This window comes from Abyssibacter sp., from assembly GCF_964229365.1.
Taxonomy (GTDB): Bacteria; Pseudomonadota; Gammaproteobacteria; order Nevskiales; family OUC007; genus Abyssibacter.
The window spans coordinates 103,012-118,943 of the sequence record NZ_CAXRDQ010000039.1; the positions used below are offsets into that span (position 1 = coordinate 103,012).

A 15,932-nucleotide genomic window follows, 5' to 3' on the forward strand; every position below is an offset into this window, starting at 1 on the left:
CATGAACCCATGATCGACGTGTTGCGCACTTCTGCCGCTGCCCTGGCCTTTGCCTTGGCCGGGTCCGCCTTCGCTGCGGAGAACCACCATAGCCTTGCCAAAGGCGATGCAAAAGCCGGAGCCGAAAAGGCCGCGCCCTGCGCCGCCTGCCACGGCCCCGATGGCAATAGCGTGAATCCGGAATGGCCCAAGATCGCCGGCCAATCCGCGAAGTATCTGGAAACGTCGCTGCAGGCCTACAAGGCCGGCGAGCGCCAGAATGCCCTGATGGCCGGCCAGGTGATGAACCTGTCGGACCAGGACATGACGAATCTGGCTGCGCATTTCGCGGCACAAACCCACAAGCCCGGCGCCGGATCGGAAGACTCGATTGAAGTGGCCGAGCCGCTTTATCGCGGTGGTGATGCCGAGCGCAACATCCCCGCCTGCCTGGCCTGCCATGGGCCATCCGGCAAGGGCAACGCCGCTGCGGGCTGGCCGCATATCGGCGGTCAGCACGCCGCTTATCTGGCCACGGCGCTCAAGGCTTATCGCGCCGGGGAACGCAACAGTTCAGCCAACGGTCAGATGATGACCGAGGTGGCGCAAGAACTGACGGACGCCGAAATCGAAGCGCTCGCTGGCTACGTCGCCGGGCTCCAATAAGTTCCAAGGGTTTTAAGACCATGCTGAAGCAACGCTTACTGGCGAGCGCTATCGCGCTTGTGTCGATCGCCACCCTGCCGCTTGCGTGTAGCGCGCAGGATGGTCCGCTGCGCTATCACGAGGGCCAGCACTACAAGGCCGTCCCGCAACCGGAGTCGCTTGGCGACGCCGACACCGTGCAGGTTGCGGAGGTGTTCTGGTATGGATGCAGCCACTGCAACCACTTCGATCCCGTCATTCACAAGTGGGAGCAGGATCTGCCGGCCGACGTGGAATTCATCCGGATTCCGACCTCGCTAGGCCGCAAGCAGGCGCTGGACCACTCGCGCGCCTACTACACTGCCGAGGCGCTCGGGGTACTGGACAAGGTGCACCCCGCGCTGTTCCAGGCTATCCACAAGGACGGCAAGAGCCTCTACTCCAAGGACCAGATTGCGGAGGTCTTTGAGGAACAGGGTGTGGATCGCGAGAAGTTCGATGCCACGTTCAACAGCTTTGCGGTTGAGAACAAAGTGCGCCGTGCGGAAAAGCTGGTTCGCCAGTTCGGCATCACCGGCGTGCCGGCGCTCGTGATCAACGGGCAATACACGACCAGCGGCCGCTACGCCGGTGGCTTTGAAGACATGCTGAAGGTCACCGACTTTCTGATCGTCAAAGAGCGCAACTGAGCCAGCCACGTGCTGGACGATTTGCCTGAAAAGCCCGCCGCGTGCGGGCTTTTTCGTGGCGGTTCACCGCCTGGATATGAACGTCGGCCGGTGCAACCGGTCGAAACCGGTACCCGCTCGACTCAGGAGACTTGGCTCATGCGCACCCGGCGAATCGTCTTTTTCAGCATGGCATGTGTGGCGTGGCTGTCTGGCTGCGCCAACCGCGGCCCCATTGTCGACACCCAAGGCGTCAGCCAGGCCCAGTATGCGCAGGATTTGGCCCAGTGCGAGCAGTACGCCGAACAGGTCGATATGGGAAGCAGCGCGGCGGGCGGTGCGTTAGGCGGTGCCGCCATCGGCGCCCTGCTCGGCAGCATTTTCGGGAACAGCGACACCGCCAAACGAACCGGCGGCGCCGGAGCCGTGGTCGGCGGCGCGAAAGGCGCGGCGCAAGGCGCTCGTGAAAAGGATCAGGTGGTGAAGAACTGCCTGCGTGGCCGCGGCTACCGGGTACTCAACTAGCCCGGATGCGCGGGAGCGGACTCAGCCCGCCGCTTCCTCGACAATCTCCCAGCGCCCACCCGGCGTCAGCCGCCAGTACTGGGACTTGGTGGCTTCGCGCAGTAACTCGTCGCTGACATACTGCTGCCGGAACCGGGCCACAAATAGCAGCTCTTCCACGCCCGGATAGCGATACAGCTCCAGGTCATCGATTTCGATCTGCACGAAGGCCCGGGCGCTGTTGACCAGCCGCTTATGCTCGACAAAGGCCGCCCGCGTCATGCCATCCGCGGAGAAATCCTCAGCGTAATGCGACAGGTAGGCGTCGGTGTCCAGCGACTCCCAATCACGGCGCCATTCCATGACCTGACCACGGAGTGACGCCGCGAGCAGATCGGAGTCGGATTCGCGCACCCACTGAATCGAATCGACCAGAATGACGGGGGTTTCGCCGGGTTTGATGAAGGGTGCGAGACCTTCGAAATCGAGATTCGCCAGCGCGACGCAGCCCTCGCTGGCCAGCGGCACACGGCTGTAAGTATCGCTAGGGACACCATGCACCCAAATGCCGTAGCCGGTGCGGCCGAGACGGCGATCCCAGGCGTTTGGGTAGTTCACCGGATAGGCGCCCGCCCCGTAGAGATCGGGGAGCGCATCGCCGTCCAGGTATTCGGTGACGTGGTAGATGCCCACCGGCGTCCGACCGTCGCCCTCCAGTTCCTTGCCGATGCCGGCACGACCAATGGAAGAATAATGGTCACGCACCAGGCGCAGGCCTTCAGGGGTGTTTTCCAACACGTAGAGGCGTGAGGCCCCGAGATCGACCACGACCGCGTAGCGATACTTGCGTGGCAGTGCCAGCAGCGACTGCGGGATCAGACCATTCAGGCCGCGACCCAGGCGGTGCGCCCAACGCCGCTGCGCCTCGCTGCTGAGGCTGGCGATCATCTGGCCTGTGTCGGTGCCCAGATCCTGAGTTGGCCGCCCCGAGCGCGCATCCAGCAGGCTCGCGTAGAGGTACTGCGCGAGGCGGAAATCAGGCTGCTGCCGCGTCAGCAGGCTCAGGTTGGCCAGGGCCGCGTCCGCGCGCCCCGCGTTGAGATGATCCAGCGCCACCAGGAGATGCGCTTCTGGCGCAGTCGCCGGCATCAACAGGCCGGGGTTGGCTCCGACCGGTCCCGCAATGAGAAAGAGACCGAGGAGTAGGCGCTTCACAGCTCGGCGACGACCGTCTCGCGGTAGACCTTCCATTCCCCACCGACCGGGCGCATCTCCAGACGCTTGCGGACCCGGTCGCTGTAGCTGTCCGATTCGTAGACCTGGATAAAGGTCGCGGTCGCCTCACGCTCGTTCTTGACCTCGACGGTGGGTTCGACGATGCGGACGCTGATGGCGTCTGGCGCGCTCACGCGGGCACGTCGAATTCTCGCCCATTGCGCGCGGGTGCTGCCGTCTTCCGGATCGAAATCCGGATGGTAGGCGTCGAGATAGCCGTCCACGTTCTGATTCGACCAGGCGCTGGCCCAGCCGAACAGTGTGCGCGTCACGCCGTCGGAGATCTCGCCTTCTGCCACCACCGCTTGTGTCGGCGTTGGTTGCGGCCGCGGGGTGGTCACCGGCGTCGGCGCCACCGCCGGTGCAGGCTCTGCAGCCGGCGCAGCCGCTGTTTCTACGGCGTCGGTATCCGTTTCGGGAGACACACCCTCCATCTGGTTCAGCAGATTGAGCTTCACCCGGATCGAGTCATTGCTCTTGTCCAGTACCAGCGCGCGGTTGTAGGCCGCAGTGGCCAGCGCGGTGTAGACATCACCGAGGTTCTCGTGCGCCGTCGAATAGCTGGGATGGGTGGACAAGGCAGCTTCCAGCGCGTCGCGGGCGCGTTCGTAGTCGCCACGCTGCGCATACAGCACGGCCAAGTTGTTGTAAGGCTCGGGCAGCTGCGGGAAATCCCGCGTCAGGTCGGCGAAGACCTGGATGGCCTCATCGGCGCGCGACATCCGCACCAGCACCAGGCCGCGCGTGAAACGCGCTTCGGCATCCTGCGGGCTGGCCTTCAGATGCGAATCCAGCAGGGCCAGCGCCTGTCCGAAGCGGCCCTCGTTGATCAGCTGCCGCGCCTGTGCCAGATCCGCCGCAGCGGTCGGCAATGCGAAACACGCGCCGACGGCAAGCGCCACGCCGGCAAAGATGTGTCGAGTATTAATAGGGAGCATCCCGTAAACCTTCAGAATGAAAGGCGAAAACCCTGGGCGTTCGTGATGATAACAACAAGCTCATTGGTTGAGCAGGGCCGCGGCCCTACAATGCACAGCTTGTCATCCGAGCAGCCAAGCGCCAGCAGTGGGAGAACGGGGTGGAAAGACTATCGTTTCTGATTGATGCGGGTGGACCGGTGATCATGGTCCTGATCCTGCTGTCGATCCTCTCGCTAACCATTGCCTTCGTGAAGATGTGGCAGTTCATGCGCCTGCGCGTCGGCGACCTGCAGTTCGTCAACCCGTCGATCAATCTCTGGGCGCGGGGCCGCCATGACGAGGCCATCGCCATGGTGGACGGCCACCCCAGCCCCATTGCGCGCGTCATCGAATGCGCGATGAATTCTCGCGGCCGCAGCCAGGAGGCACGCAGCGCCGAGGTGACGCGTGTCGCCACCGAAGAATTGGAAGGCCTGCGCGCGTTTCTGCGGCCACTCGAGGTGGTCGCGTATCTCAGCCCGTTGCTGGGCTTGCTGGGCACCGTCATCGGCATGATTCGCGCATTTCGCGAACTCGAGCAGGCTGGCGCGCGCATCGACCCATCGTTGCTGTCAGGCGGCATCTGGGAAGCGCTGCTGACCACGGCGGCCGGGCTGATCGTGGCGATTCCGGCCGTGGTCATTCTGCAATGGTTCGATCGACGCATCGAACGCATCAGCCACCGTATGCGCGACGCCGCCACCCGGCTGCTCTATGCGCCGGACGCCTGAGCAGACCATTGCTCCACTGCACTGGCTAGCCGCTGCCGGGCTGGCCACAATCGCCCACGTAGGCGTGATCGCTCCAGGCATCGGGTCGATCGAGTTGCCCTACAGCGAAGAGGCGGGCGTGACGCTGGATCTTCGCATCCAGACCAGTCCGCAGCCGGCGGCCAGCGAGCCCGACGACCGATCGGCGGCGGCGAACGCCGCACCGGCGGTCGCCCATTCCTCGGCGCCGAGCGATTCAACAAGCCGCCGCACAGCCAGCCGAGCCACGCAATCGGTGGCGCCCCCCAGTACCGTCCGGCTTGATCGCAAGGCGGCTTCCGCGGGTGCATCGGACTACTTCACCGAACTTCAGCAATGGCTGGCGCAGTTTCGCGACTACCCCGACAGTGCCCGGCGCCGCGGCTGGGAAGGCGTCGTGGAGCTGGCGTTCGTGATCGAACCAAATGGCCGCGTGCGCGGCGCCTACGTCGCGCGCTCATCCGGGTTCGCGATTCTGGATAATGCGGCCGTCGAAATGCTGGACCGTGCCTCTCCGCTGCCACCGGTGCCGGCCGGCCTGTCGGATCAGGCCCTGGCGATCACTGTGCCGGTGGGTTATCACCTGAACGCTGTCGCCGGTTCGGGTCAGTAAATCTGCGGCTCGCCTTTCGGGCGCTTCTTGAAGCGGCGGTGCATCCAGAAGTATTGCTCGGGGCAGCGGCGGATCGCGTCCTCCAGTGTCGCGGTGATACGCCCTGTGTCCGCCAGCACATCCTCGGTCGGGAACTGTTCCAGCGCGGGTCCGAACACCACGCGATAGCGATGGCCGGGCAGGCGTTCAGGATAAAACGGCACCACCCGAGCACGGCCCATCTCGGCCAGTCGCGATGTCGCGGTTAGCGTCAGCGTCTGCACGCCGAAGAACGGCACAAATGCGCTGTTGCGATGGCTGAGTGTCTGGTCCGGGCCGTACCAGACGGCTCCGCCGCGGCGCAGGGTCTTGATCAGCGCTCGCAGATCGCGCCGTGGCACGGACGGGCGCTGCGAACGGATCTCACGGGCCCGGGTCGTCACCACATCCCAAAAGCTGTTGTCCAGCGGGCGGTACATCGCGTGAAATGGTCGCTGCATCGCGACGTAGCGGGCCGCGAGTTCCAGGGTGGTGAAATGCCCGGTGAGGAGAATAACCCCGCCCTGCTCCATCGCTCGGTCCAGATGTTCCAGGCCGACCACCTCGCCTCGCCCGGCGAGCTTGCGGTCGGAGGCCCACCAGGCCAACGAAGCCTCGATAATGCCGCGGCCCATCGCCGCGAAATGCTCGCGTGCAACAGTGTCTCGCCGGGCGGGGGTCCAGTCCGGAAAGCAGACACGCAGATTCGTTTCGACGACATGACGGCGTGAGGCCGACAGCCGCCGGAAGAGGCGGCCGATGCCCGTGCCTGCGGCCATGAGCACCGGATACGGCAGCAGCAGCAGTAAGCGGATCAACCCATAAAGGCACCAGTCCATCCAGTGACGCGGCCCCTTGGGCGCCGAGCGATTGGCCATGGGACTCATCGCCTTGCCTGCTCGGCATGGGCTGGGGCTGTGCCCCGGTTTGCCGCACAATGCGTCCGTCCCCGGTTCGGTTGAACCACGGACAGAGTCATTTTCAGAGAGTTGAGGCCGCCGAGTAACACATGTCGGGACCCATTCGCGAAGCGCGACATCAGGATCATCATCACCACATTTTATATGACCCGGACCTGGTGCCCGATCCGTCGGTGTCTTTATTCGAGCCGAAACACTGGGCCGCGCGTGACGAACTCACCGCCGTAGATGCCGGACGGGGTTCGGCCTGGTTCATCGGACCGGCTGCCCAGCCTTGGGTCTTGCGACACTATCGTCGCGGCGGACTGCCCGGCAAGCTGATCCGGGATCACTACTGGCACAACTCCAATGCGCTCAGCCGCCCATGGCGCGAGTTCCGAATCAGCGCGCGGCTTTTTTCACAGGGCCTCCCCGTGCCACGCCCGGTAGCGGCTTGTCTGACGCGCCATGGTCTCACCGACACCGGGGCGCTGATCACCTGCCGCATCCCCAAGGCCCGATCCCTCAGTGACCGGCTTTGCGACGGCGACATGGACGAGACCGCCTGGCAGGCGGTGGGTACCGTGGTCGGCCAGTTCCATGCGGAACAGGTCTGGCATGCGGATCTGAATGTCGCCAACCTGCTATGCGACGCCCAGGACCACTGGCATCTGATCGACCTGGACCGCGCACGTATACGCGCGGGCCGCTATTGGGCGGCCGGCAATCTCAAGCGGTTGCGGCGCTCGGTCGACAAGTTGCTCGCCAACAACCCGCAGGCGGCGCTGAGTGCTCAAGGGTGGACGACCATGCTCGGCGCCTATCGAGCAGCAGTGGCGTGACGCGCCCTCGTATGGATCAGGTCTACACGACGCTGGCACGCTGGACGTATACCGCGCTGTTCTACGTCGCCGTGCCGCTGATCCTGGTGAATTTGCTACGCCGTGGACGGCGTCAGCCCGCGTATCTGCATCGCTTCGGCGAGCGGTTCGGGTGGTGCAGGCCCGGACTCATGCCGGCACCCGTCTGGCTGCACGCGGTGTCGGTCGGAGAAGTCGAGGCGGCGGCGCCGTTGATTCGGCAGCTCATTGGCCGCTATGGCACGGCGCCGATACTCGTCACCTGCGGCACCCCCACCGGCTCCGAACGGATTCGCGACCTGTTTGGCGACAGCGTCGAGCACTGCTACCTGCCCTACGATTTGCCAACGTCGGTGGACCGATTCCTGGCCCGCAAACAACCGCAGCGCGCGATCATCATCGAGGCGGAGCTTTGGCCCAATCTCTATGCCGCCTGCCATCGCCGCCGGGTTCCGCTAATCCTGGTCAATGCGCGGATGTCACCCGGGTCATTCCGCGCCTGGAGCCGGGTTCCGCGGCTGGCTCGGGTGATGCTGGGGCGAATCACCCGCATTCTTGCCCAGCATCCCGATGATGCCGCGCGCTTCGTTGCCCTCGGCGCGCCCGCCGAGCGCGTGCGGCCTTCAGGCAACATCAAGTTCGACCGCGAACTCCCGCCAGACCTGCAAGCGAAGACCACCACCCTGCGTGAGGCGGTGGATTGGCCGCAATCGGCGCCGCCGACCTTGATCGCGGCCAGCGTGCACCCCGGCGAGTGGCCGATGGTGCTGGAGGCATTTCGAACACTGCGCAACGGGTTTGCGACGGCCAGGCTGGTGCTGGTTCCACGACACCCGGAGCGGTTTCGCGCCGCTCGCGAGGCAGCCGAGGCGGAAGGCTGGACGGTGCGTTCACGCAGCCAATCGTCCGGCCCGGCGAGCTACGACGTGCTGATCGGCGACACCATGGGCGAGCTGATGGCGATGTTTGGCCTCGGACAGATCGCTCTGGTCGGCGGCAGCCTGGTGCCCATCGGTGGACACAATGTGCTGGAACCCGCCGCGCTGGGCATGCCGGTGCTGTTCGGACCGCACCGCCAGAGCTTTCGCGCCGCCGGGGATGCCCTGGTTGAGGCCGGAGGAGGCTGGGAAATTCATGACGCCTCAACGCTAGCTGCGCAGATCACGAAACTCTGGACCAATACCGAAACAGCGCGGGCCGCCGGTGCAGCGGCTCGCGAGGTCGTGCGCCGCAATCAGGGGGCCGTGACCCGCGCGGTCGCGGCGGTGGATGCGATAGAGGTTGTGTAACCCGACCGGCGTTACTTCTTTTTCTTCGGTGCGAAATCCGTCGCCAGCGCCAGTCGCAGCTTCTCCAATGCGCTCGCCGTGGCATCGGTTTCGGCCTGCCGCCGCAGCCGCGGGTCGGCCCAGGTACGGGCGTCGACGCCGAGTTCCGACGCCACTTGTCGCGTATATCCGGCCTCGCCAGAGGCCAGATCGATCATCACGACATCGATATAGGTCAGCACCGTTTGGCTGGGCAGATTCACATCCCGAGACCCGGTCGCCGTGCGGATGCGCACCAACCCCCCGGAGTCCTCCGGCCGGAACCTCTGGTCCAGGGACAGCAGCATCAGCGTGTCGACACCAAACAGCTTGCCGGTCTGGCGCAGGTTGTCCATGCCGCGGCCGGCCTTGAGGTAGCTGTCGTCGATCGGCCGAACCGAACGCGTGGACGTCCCGGCGCCGAGCGCCGCACGAACGGTCGCGATCATGTTGAGCCGATTGGACTCGGCGACGGCTCCTGAGCTTTCGGTGGGCACAACTCCGACTCCAACGCGCGACGATACGGCGTGATTCGCCATGGGCAACGCCTGCGCCCCGAAGTAGCCAGCCAGCCGAGTGTCGAACCTGGCCACCGGATCTGGCGTGCTGGCGCAGCCACCCATCAGCACCAAAATCGCCACACCGCATAATCGCCCAATCACAATAGAGTTCCCCGATCCCAGGATGGTCGAAACCATGATCGTGTACGGAGATTCGCGTTCGGGCAACTGCTACAAGATTGCCCTGCTCGCCCACCACCTTGGCGTGACGCTGGACTGGCGCGAGGTGGATGTCTTGTCGGGCGCAACAAAAACGGACTGGTTTCGGGCCATCAACCCATTGGGTAAGTTGCCGGCCGTGGAGCTGGGCGATGGCACGCGGCTGGCGGAATCCAACGCCGTGCTCTGCTATCTGGCCGACAACACCGCTTGGTGGCCAGCCAATCCCGTGTCCCGCGCCAAGGTCCTGCAGTGGATGTTCTGGGAGCAATACTCCCATGAGCCGTATATCGCCACCGTCCGGTTCTGGGTGACGTTGAGCGGCCAGGCGGCCGCCTTCGAGCACCAGATTGCTGAGCGTCGACCGCAGGGCGAACGCGCACTGACATGTATGGACCGACACTTGGCCAATCGGGACTGGTTTGTTGGCGATCAGCCGAGCATCGCCGACATTGCGCTGTACGCGTATACCCACGTGGCCCACGAAGGCGGCTTCGACATGTCCGTTTTCCCCGCCATCGGCATCTGGCTGGACCGACTCAGCGGTCTGCCGAGTCATCGCCCCATGCAGGCGCCGTCACGCCCATGGCAGCCGCCCGCCAGCTGAGTCACCGGCGGTTCGACAGCATTGTTGCTCTCAGTGGGATTTTCGTACCATCCTCGCCCCACCCAGCCATTCGGTCGGACGATGCTTCCAGTTACTCTTCCACGCTCCCAGCTGTTCGCCTGCGCGGCCCTGATCCTCTCGGGCTGCGTCACCGCACCGACCGGTCCCGAAGTGGACCCCGAGGATTACCTCGATGCGCTTGCGCAGCGCGCCCGCAGCGAAGCCACCGTGCTGATTGGCGACGGCTGCGTCATTTCTGACCAGCCGGGGCGCGACGACATCGTGATCCGCGATGCCTCGATCCAGATTGGCAAGGCCGCGGCCGACGGCCTGCAGCGGGCGATGGAAGGCCATCGAGCCGCGCCCGTCGCCGGCATCCTGCCGGGTTTTTGCGCCGGAGCGGAGGCGCTGGACGCCGATCGGCGGGTGCGCATCGCGGACACCGAAACGCGCTTCCACCGGAACAAGCGGGTGCGCGACAGCTTTCTCGGTGACCGCGATGAGGCGCTGTCGCTGCACTACTACCAGCTACTCGAACGGGTCAAACGCCGCGCGCTAAGCGACAGCCGCGCCGAGTACGGCGCGCGGGCGCTGGAGTTGCCGGACACCACGCTGGAGCAGATCCGCAGCGATGCGGGGACCGAACTCGCCTGGGTCTACCGCGTGTTTGGCATCGCCGTCGACGACCGGGCCGCGGCCCGCGCTCGCTTCGGGACCAACTCATTCTCGCGTCTCGGCACCGGGCAAGACGGTGTGTCGGAAGACGGTCGCATTCTTAACCAGGACGACGAAGACACCTACGGCTACGTCGTGGCGCTGATCGACCTCAACAGCGGCGACATGCTGTGGTTCAAGCGATCGACCAAGAACTTGGGCGACCCGCGCACGCCAGAGGTGTTCTATCAGTCCTGGGCCAACAAAGCGCTGAAGCCGTTCTTCCCGCGCTGAGAAGGGCCGCCCCCGTCACCCGCCGCCAAGTGTGAACGTTTCCACAGTTTGGCCGCCCGCCACTGGATTTTCCTCGCAGTGACCGCGTAAGGTCGCGTCATACAGTTCGTTAAGTTCGTGTTAAACGCTTCAACTGACGTCGAGGGAACGACATGCAGAAGGAAGTCTTCACGGCAGCACTGCTTTCAGCCGTATCGCTGACCGCCGCCCAGGCGCAGGACGCCCCGCTGGAACGCCATATCGGACTCAGCGGCCACTACGTGGAAGCGGATGACGAACGCGATGTCGACTACGGCTACGGCTTCAGCGTACTGATCGGGCATCAACTATTCGATGCGGACAGCCCGGTTTATCTGGAAGGCATTTTCAGCACGACCAGCCTGGAAACCGGTGTGGAGGGCTTCACGGATTTCTATCAGTATCAGCTGGGCCTGGATCTGGCCTATCGCTTCGACGACCGCAGCGGGCTCACGCCGTTTCTGTTTCTGGGCGGCGGCGCGATCTACGATGATGTAACCCCGGACTCGCTCGACGCCACCGAGCCGTACGCCAACGCGGGCCTCGGCTTGGTCTCCGCACCGTTGGGAAGCTGGGACGTCAAGCTGCGTGGCGATGCCCGCTATATCTACGACTGGTTCCAAGATGGTTTTGGCGACGTCCGTGTCGCCTTCGGCCTGGAAATTCCGATCACCGAAACTGTGCCGCCGCCACCTCCACCTGTCCCGCCTCCGGCGCCCGACGTGAAGGTCGTCGAGCCGCCACCACTGCCCGATGGCGATGGCGACGGCATCCCCGATCCGTATGACTTCTGCAAAAACACGCCGCCGGCGGCCGAGGTGAACGAATGCGGCTGCGCGATTGGCGAAGTCCTGCAGCTACGCGGCGTCAAATTCGAGTTCAACTCGGCGCGACTCACCGTCAATGCCCAGGCGATTCTCGACAGCATCGCGAAAACTGTCATGCACTACGACGCCGTGCAGGCCGAGATCGCCGGTCACTCAGACTCCTTGGGCCCTGAGGGTTACAACCAGTCGTTGTCAGAAGAACGTGCCGGAGTCGTCCGCGACTATCTGGTCCAGCGAGGCGTTGCAGCCAACCGCCTGACCGCCGCCGGCTATGGAGAGTCCGAGCCGATTGCAGACAACAGCACCGAAGAAGGCCGCGAGCGAAATCGCCGGGTCGAACTTCGAATTCGCTGAGTCAGGAGCATCCGATGACGACCGAGCAATCGACCAAGCGCTGGCTACCGGCCACGCTATTGATCGCGGCTTGCGCGATGTTCGCTGGCTGCACGGCGGATGGTGATGTACCGCCCGGTGGCGTGGCCGACGACGGTGGTGGCGATGGCGGCGGTGGTGGAAGCGGCGGCGGCGACCCCACGCTGACCTGCGTGCAGCCCATCGGTGGGGCCGGCGCCTCGACCACGGGCAGCGTATCGGGCCTGTGCGTCGGCTGCGCCGTGCAGAATCCGGACAACGCCATCGATGACGACCCGGACAACTTCGCAACGCTCAGCATCCCGGTCGGGCTGCTTGGCGGCACGGCCAGCCTGCTGATCAAGGCGCCGGATGGTGTTGCATACCCGGCCGGCAACGTCGGTGGCACGACCTTGGAAATTCCAGCCGGATTGCTGGCGCTAGACCTCCTCCAGAATGTATCGCTGGACTTCATGCTGGATGATGTCGAGGTGGAGTCGATAGAAGACCCCGCCTTGCTGAACCTCTCGGCTCTGGGCATACCACTGCTGGGCGGCGGCGAACTGGTCGCCTTGTCGGCCCCGGCCACCACCGCATTTGATGCCGTGCAGCTCAATGCCACCGCCGGCGTTGCCAGCCTGCTCTCCAACGTCAACGTATTCGGTGGCTGTGGCGAGTACGTGGAGACTGGCAGCGCCGCCGCGCGCTAGGCAGGCTCTGACCGGCTCACGGTAGCCGCCGACCTGAGCTTGATGCGACCGGCGCTGAGCCAGCAGATGCGCCGCCTGAAACACGCGACAGGAACGCCGGAATTTGGATACCCTGTCGCCAATCTCACCCGGCCTGTTCCCCAGTGCGCCAAGCCCTGCTCACAATTGCAGCGTTGTTGATTGCCGCCGCGATTCTGCTTGCCGGCAACGGCCTTCAGAACACGTTGCTCGCCGTCCGCGGCAACCTTGAGGGTTTCTCTCTCACCGCCATCGGCCTGCTGCTGTCCTCGTTCTTCGTCGGTTTCATCGCCGGCTGCAAGCTCACGCCGGTGTTCGTCAAGAATGTCGGCCACATCCGCACCTTTACCGCGCTGGCATCAGTCGCATCGGCCGCCGCCCTGGGGCATGCCCTGTTCGTCGATCCCATCTGGTGGATGGCGCTGCGCGTGATCACCGGCCTGTGCATCGCGGGCTTGAACATGATCATCGAAAGCTGGATCAACGAGCGTGCACCGTCGGAAAAGCGTGGTCGCATTCTGGCCGTATACCGGATGGTGGATTTCTCGGCACTGCTGGTCGGCCAGGCGCTGCTGACCCTGGCTGATCCGCTGGGCTTCGCCTTGTTCGCCGTGGTCTCGATTCTGATCTCGTTGGCCTTGGTGCCGGTTGCACTGAGCACCGCAGTGGCCCCACAACCCATCAAGGGGGCGCAGCTCAATATCCGCAAGCTGTGGACCATCTCGCCGGTTGCCGCGGCCGGGACGCTGAGCTGCGGCGCGGCCAACGGCGCCTTCTGGGCGCTGGGCCCGGTGTTCATACAGCAAGTCGGCTACGAGATCGGGGCCGTCGCCACATTTATGAGCGCGGTGATTCTCGGCGGCGCCATGGGGCAGTGGCCGCTTGGTGTCATCTCGGACCTGGTCGATCGGCGGCGCGTGATCGCCGGCATTGCCTTCGGGGCAGTGATCGCATCGGCCGTCATCGTCGTATACGGCACGGTCAGCCTATGGACGCTGCTACCCGCCGCCGTCGCGTTCGGTGCGATGTCGATGCCGATTTTCGCCATCAGCGCTGCGCTGGCCCACGACCGCGCCGAGCCCGGCGAATATGTAGAAACCAGCGGCGGCCTGCTATTGCTCTACGGTGTGGGCGCCATGATCGGTCCGCTGGTCGGAGCGATTGTGATGGACTGGGCCGGAGCCCAGGCCTTGTTCGTGTTCGCCGGAAGCGTTTACGTGATCTACGGCGGTTTCTCGCTGATGGAGATCCGGCGCAGACCACCCGTACCGTTCGAAGACAAAGCGGCCTACGTCGGCGTCCCGCGCACGACACCCACCGTGTTCGAGCTGGCCCCGCAGGAGGAGGAAGACACCGCATACGACGCGTCCACGCTGCCCGACGGCGTGCCCCGCGGCTAAGGGACCGCGGCGGCCGCAGCCGACCTATTCACGCCCGTCGCGCTGAGGCAACGGCGCGTCCGCGGCCTCGGCCGTCATCGCGGCGGCTGGCCGGGCTCGAATCGCCGCACGCTTGCGCCACTGCGCGCCCACGCCGTCTGCCGTGTAGATCGCCAGCGCTGCCCAGATGCAGCCGAAGCCCACCGCCTCGACCGGCGTAAAGGGTTCACCGTAAATGAGGGTTCCGCACATCAACTGCAGGCAGGGCGCCAGGTACTGGAGCACGCCTATGGTCGACAACGGCACTCGCCGGGCGGCGATCGCAAACAGGATCAGCGGGATCGCGGTGACCAGCCCGGCGATGATCAGCAGGGCATCGGTCTGAACATCAATTCGCAGAAAACTGCCCTGACCCTGGCTCCAAAGCCAGATCAACCAGCCGCAGGCCAGCGGGAAGTACACCATCGACTCCCAGGCCAGTCCCGGCACCGACTCCACATCCGTGATTTTGCGCATCACCGAGTAGAACCCGAACGATGCTGCGAGAATCAGAGCGATCCAGGGCAGGCGTCCGTGCGACACCGTCATGTACGCCACGCCCGCCGCCGCGATCGCGACCGCGGTCCATTGCCTCGAATTGAGCCGCTCCGAGAACAACACGACACCGAGCACCACGTTCACCAGTGGATTGATGAAGTAGCCCAGGCTGGTTTCGACGATATGCCCTGAATTGACGGCCCAGATGTAGAGAAACCAGTTGCCGCCGATAAGCGCTGATGACGCGGTGAGGTTGCGCAGCACCTTGGGCCTGGCGAGCAGCTGGGAAATCCAGCGTGTGCCCCGCGTCAGCAGCAGAAACCCGACGACCCAAAGACAACACCAGGACAGCCGATGGGCCACGATTTCCAAAGCGGGCACTGGCCCCAGCGATTTCCAGTAGATCGGAAAAACGCCCCAGATCAGGAACGCACCAATGCCAGCCAGCAGACCTTGATTCATGCCTGGACTCCAGAACGGGGGCGCGACTCTAGCATCCTGGTGCCGCGACTTGCCTTAGGTACTTGCGCGTACATAAAGAAGGCAGGCAAGCTCAGCGACGGGGTTCGCATCATCTCGGTTGCGACCGTACCAACCGTGCTGAAGATGCGAATCAGGAGGCAAGTACACCGATGTCACCCGCTGACATGACCGAACGGCCGAACGCCGAACCAGGTCACGACGACGCATTTCTGCGGCAGAATCTCGCCTCGAAAGACCCGGTTGAAACCGACTGCATGGTCGCAATGATCCGCATTGCGGCCAGTCACGGTTTTCGCGGCATGTCCGCGGAGCGCATCAGCCAACGCGCCGGCGTCGAGCCCGCGGCGTTCTGTGAACGTTTTGCAAGCCTTGAAGGCTGCTTCGTGCACGCCTACGAACTCTCGCACTTCGCCCTTGTGGCTGCGATGCGCGAGGCGCAACAAGCCCTGCCGGCAAGCACCACCTGGGCACGACGCGTGGAGGTGGTCACGGATACCATGCTGAGTTTCTTCGCCGCCAGTCACGACTCCGCGATCGCGCTGCTCGGTGAGATCGAGAACGCCGGCCCGGTCGCACGCATGGCGCACCTACAGGCCTTGAACCATTTGTCACGGCTGAACCGCCGCCTGTACGAACTACGCCGACATGAAGATCCCGATCAGCCGCAGCTGCCGATGGAGATATTCGAGCTCGGCACGCACGGCATCTCACGCATGGTGCTGGGCGTCGCCCGTCGCCGTCGTGTCTGCGACATCGCTCGTCTGAAACCAGCGCTGGTACACGTGTTTCACGGATTGTTCGCCTGCGGTCGCGGCGGACATGCGCTGCCGGACACGGAGCGCCTGATCCCCTGACATGC

General features: G+C 64.6%; 18 protein-coding genes. 13 read left to right on the forward strand and 5 right to left on the reverse strand.

Annotation, left to right across the window (positions count from 1 at the left end):
• The first annotated feature begins 9 nt into the window (after positions 1-9).
• The 3 genes from ACE1EY_RS06485 to ACE1EY_RS06495 are packed head-to-tail and all read left to right on the forward strand — an operon-like array spanning position 10 to position 1,817.
• Positions 10-645, forward strand: a complete 636-nt coding sequence (locus ACE1EY_RS06485) for a c-type cytochrome (RefSeq protein WP_291514505.1) — start codon at positions 10-12, stop codon at positions 643-645.
• Positions 646-665: 20 nt separating this feature from the next.
• Positions 666-1,313, forward strand: coding sequence for a thiol:disulfide interchange protein DsbA/DsbL (locus ACE1EY_RS06490; RefSeq protein ID WP_291514504.1), 648 nt, complete (start codon positions 666-668; stop codon positions 1,311-1,313).
• A 9-nt stretch (positions 1,314-1,322) separates the two neighbouring features.
• Entirely contained in the window at positions 1,323-1,817 is a 495-nt protein-coding gene (locus tag ACE1EY_RS06495; protein ID WP_370299744.1) for a hypothetical protein, read from the forward strand.
• A gap of 21 nt (positions 1,818-1,838) precedes the next feature.
• On the opposite strand, the gene ACE1EY_RS06500 is transcribed toward ACE1EY_RS06495, so the two are convergent.
• On the reverse strand, positions 1,839-3,011 hold the full coding sequence (locus tag ACE1EY_RS06500; RefSeq protein WP_291514502.1) for a L,D-transpeptidase family protein: 1,173 nt from the start codon (positions 3,009-3,011) through the stop codon (positions 1,839-1,841).
• A complete protein-coding gene (locus ACE1EY_RS06505) occupies positions 3,008-4,009 on the reverse strand; it encodes a tetratricopeptide repeat protein (protein WP_291514501.1) in 1,002 nt (333 codons plus the stop codon). The genes ACE1EY_RS06500 and ACE1EY_RS06505 overlap by 4 nt, the downstream gene beginning before the upstream one ends.
• A gap of 140 nt (positions 4,010-4,149) precedes the next feature.
• On the opposite strand from ACE1EY_RS06505, the gene ACE1EY_RS06510 reads away from it, so the two are divergent.
• Both ACE1EY_RS06510 and ACE1EY_RS06515 read left to right on the forward strand, forming a co-directional pair.
• On the forward strand, positions 4,150-4,761 hold the full coding sequence (locus ACE1EY_RS06510) for a MotA/TolQ/ExbB proton channel family protein (RefSeq protein ID WP_291514500.1): 612 nt from the start codon (positions 4,150-4,152) through the stop codon (positions 4,759-4,761).
• Complete coding sequence (locus ACE1EY_RS06515; RefSeq protein ID WP_291514499.1) at positions 4,745-5,392, forward strand: energy transducer TonB; 648 nt, start codon at positions 4,745-4,747, stop codon at positions 5,390-5,392. Before ACE1EY_RS06510 ends, ACE1EY_RS06515 begins: the two co-directional genes overlap by 17 nt.
• Here the strand turns inward: ACE1EY_RS06515 and ACE1EY_RS06520 are convergent.
• On the reverse strand, positions 5,386-6,288 hold the full coding sequence (locus tag ACE1EY_RS06520) for a hypothetical protein (RefSeq protein WP_291514498.1): 903 nt from the start codon (positions 6,286-6,288) through the stop codon (positions 5,386-5,388). The genes ACE1EY_RS06515 and ACE1EY_RS06520 overlap by 7 nt on opposite strands.
• Positions 6,289-6,419: 131 nt before the next feature.
• On the opposite strand from ACE1EY_RS06520, the gene ACE1EY_RS06525 reads away from it, so the two are divergent.
• A complete protein-coding gene (locus ACE1EY_RS06525) occupies positions 6,420-7,151 on the forward strand; it encodes a 3-deoxy-D-manno-octulosonic acid kinase (protein ID WP_370299745.1) in 732 nt (243 codons plus the stop codon).
• Entirely contained in the window at positions 7,148-8,458 is a 1,311-nt protein-coding gene (waaA, locus tag ACE1EY_RS06530; protein ID WP_370299746.1) for a lipid IV(A) 3-deoxy-D-manno-octulosonic acid transferase, read from the forward strand. The genes ACE1EY_RS06525 and waaA overlap by 4 nt, the downstream gene beginning before the upstream one ends.
• Before the next feature lie 11 nt (positions 8,459-8,469).
• On the opposite strand, the gene ACE1EY_RS06535 is transcribed toward waaA, so the two are convergent.
• Positions 8,470-9,117, reverse strand: a complete 648-nt coding sequence (locus ACE1EY_RS06535; RefSeq protein ID WP_291514495.1) for a hypothetical protein — start codon at positions 9,115-9,117, stop codon at positions 8,470-8,472.
• A gap of 55 nt (positions 9,118-9,172) precedes the next feature.
• Between ACE1EY_RS06535 and ACE1EY_RS06540 the strand changes: the two genes are divergently transcribed.
• From ACE1EY_RS06540 to ACE1EY_RS06560, 5 genes are all read left to right on the forward strand, one after another.
• Positions 9,173-9,802, forward strand: coding sequence for a glutathione S-transferase family protein (locus ACE1EY_RS06540; protein ID WP_291514494.1), 630 nt, complete (start codon positions 9,173-9,175; stop codon positions 9,800-9,802).
• A gap of 81 nt (positions 9,803-9,883) precedes the next feature.
• Positions 9,884-10,750: a hypothetical protein gene (locus ACE1EY_RS06545; RefSeq protein WP_370299747.1), complete on the forward strand. Its 867-nt coding sequence runs from the start codon at positions 9,884-9,886 to the stop codon at positions 10,748-10,750.
• Between the two features lie 152 nt (positions 10,751-10,902).
• Positions 10,903-11,949, forward strand: coding sequence for an OmpA family protein (locus tag ACE1EY_RS06550; RefSeq protein ID WP_370299748.1), 1,047 nt, complete (start codon positions 10,903-10,905; stop codon positions 11,947-11,949).
• A 14-nt stretch (positions 11,950-11,963) separates the two neighbouring features.
• Positions 11,964-12,656 carry a hypothetical protein gene (locus ACE1EY_RS06555; RefSeq protein ID WP_370299749.1) on the forward strand — a complete coding sequence of 231 codons (693 nt, stop codon included), beginning with the start codon at positions 11,964-11,966 and terminating at the stop codon, positions 12,654-12,656.
• A 143-nt stretch (positions 12,657-12,799) separates the two neighbouring features.
• Positions 12,800-14,074 (forward strand): MFS transporter, encoded by a 1,275-nt coding sequence (locus ACE1EY_RS06560; protein WP_291514490.1) that lies wholly within the window; start codon positions 12,800-12,802, stop codon positions 14,072-14,074.
• 24 nt (positions 14,075-14,098) lie between these two features.
• On the opposite strand, the gene rarD is transcribed toward ACE1EY_RS06560, so the two are convergent.
• Positions 14,099-15,052: an EamA family transporter RarD gene (rarD, locus tag ACE1EY_RS06565; RefSeq protein ID WP_291514489.1), complete on the reverse strand. Its 954-nt coding sequence runs from the start codon at positions 15,050-15,052 to the stop codon at positions 14,099-14,101.
• Positions 15,053-15,222: 170 nt separating this feature from the next.
• On the opposite strand from rarD, the gene ACE1EY_RS06570 reads away from it, so the two are divergent.
• Positions 15,223-15,927: a hypothetical protein gene (locus tag ACE1EY_RS06570; RefSeq protein WP_291514488.1), complete on the forward strand. Its 705-nt coding sequence runs from the start codon at positions 15,223-15,225 to the stop codon at positions 15,925-15,927.
• Positions 15,928-15,932: the final 5 nt, after the last annotated feature.

Coding starts and splice junctions, on each gene's coding strand:
- ACE1EY_RS06505 (WP_291514501.1), bottom strand. CDS start 4,009: ATGCTCCCTATTAATACTCGACACATCTTTGCCGGCGTGGCGCTTGCC.
- ACE1EY_RS06540 (WP_291514494.1), top strand. CDS start 9,173: ATGATCGTGTACGGAGATTCGCGTTCGGGCAACTGCTACAAGATTGCC.
- ACE1EY_RS06515 (WP_291514499.1), top strand. CDS start 4,745: ATGCGCCGGACGCCTGAGCAGACCATTGCTCCACTGCACTGGCTAGCC.
- ACE1EY_RS06490 (WP_291514504.1), top strand. CDS start 666: ATGCTGAAGCAACGCTTACTGGCGAGCGCTATCGCGCTTGTGTCGATC.
- ACE1EY_RS06485 (WP_291514505.1), top strand. CDS start 10: ATGATCGACGTGTTGCGCACTTCTGCCGCTGCCCTGGCCTTTGCCTTG.
- ACE1EY_RS06525 (WP_370299745.1), top strand. CDS start 6,420: ATGTCGGGACCCATTCGCGAAGCGCGACATCAGGATCATCATCACCAC.
- rarD (WP_291514489.1), bottom strand. CDS start 15,052: ATGAATCAAGGTCTGCTGGCTGGCATTGGTGCGTTCCTGATCTGGGGC.
- ACE1EY_RS06555 (WP_370299749.1), top strand. CDS start 11,964: ATGACGACCGAGCAATCGACCAAGCGCTGGCTACCGGCCACGCTATTG.
- ACE1EY_RS06570 (WP_291514488.1), top strand. CDS start 15,223: ATGTCACCCGCTGACATGACCGAACGGCCGAACGCCGAACCAGGTCAC.
- ACE1EY_RS06520 (WP_291514498.1), bottom strand. CDS start 6,288: ATGGCCAATCGCTCGGCGCCCAAGGGGCCGCGTCACTGGATGGACTGG.
- ACE1EY_RS06550 (WP_370299748.1), top strand. CDS start 10,903: ATGCAGAAGGAAGTCTTCACGGCAGCACTGCTTTCAGCCGTATCGCTG.
- ACE1EY_RS06545 (WP_370299747.1), top strand. CDS start 9,884: ATGCTTCCAGTTACTCTTCCACGCTCCCAGCTGTTCGCCTGCGCGGCC.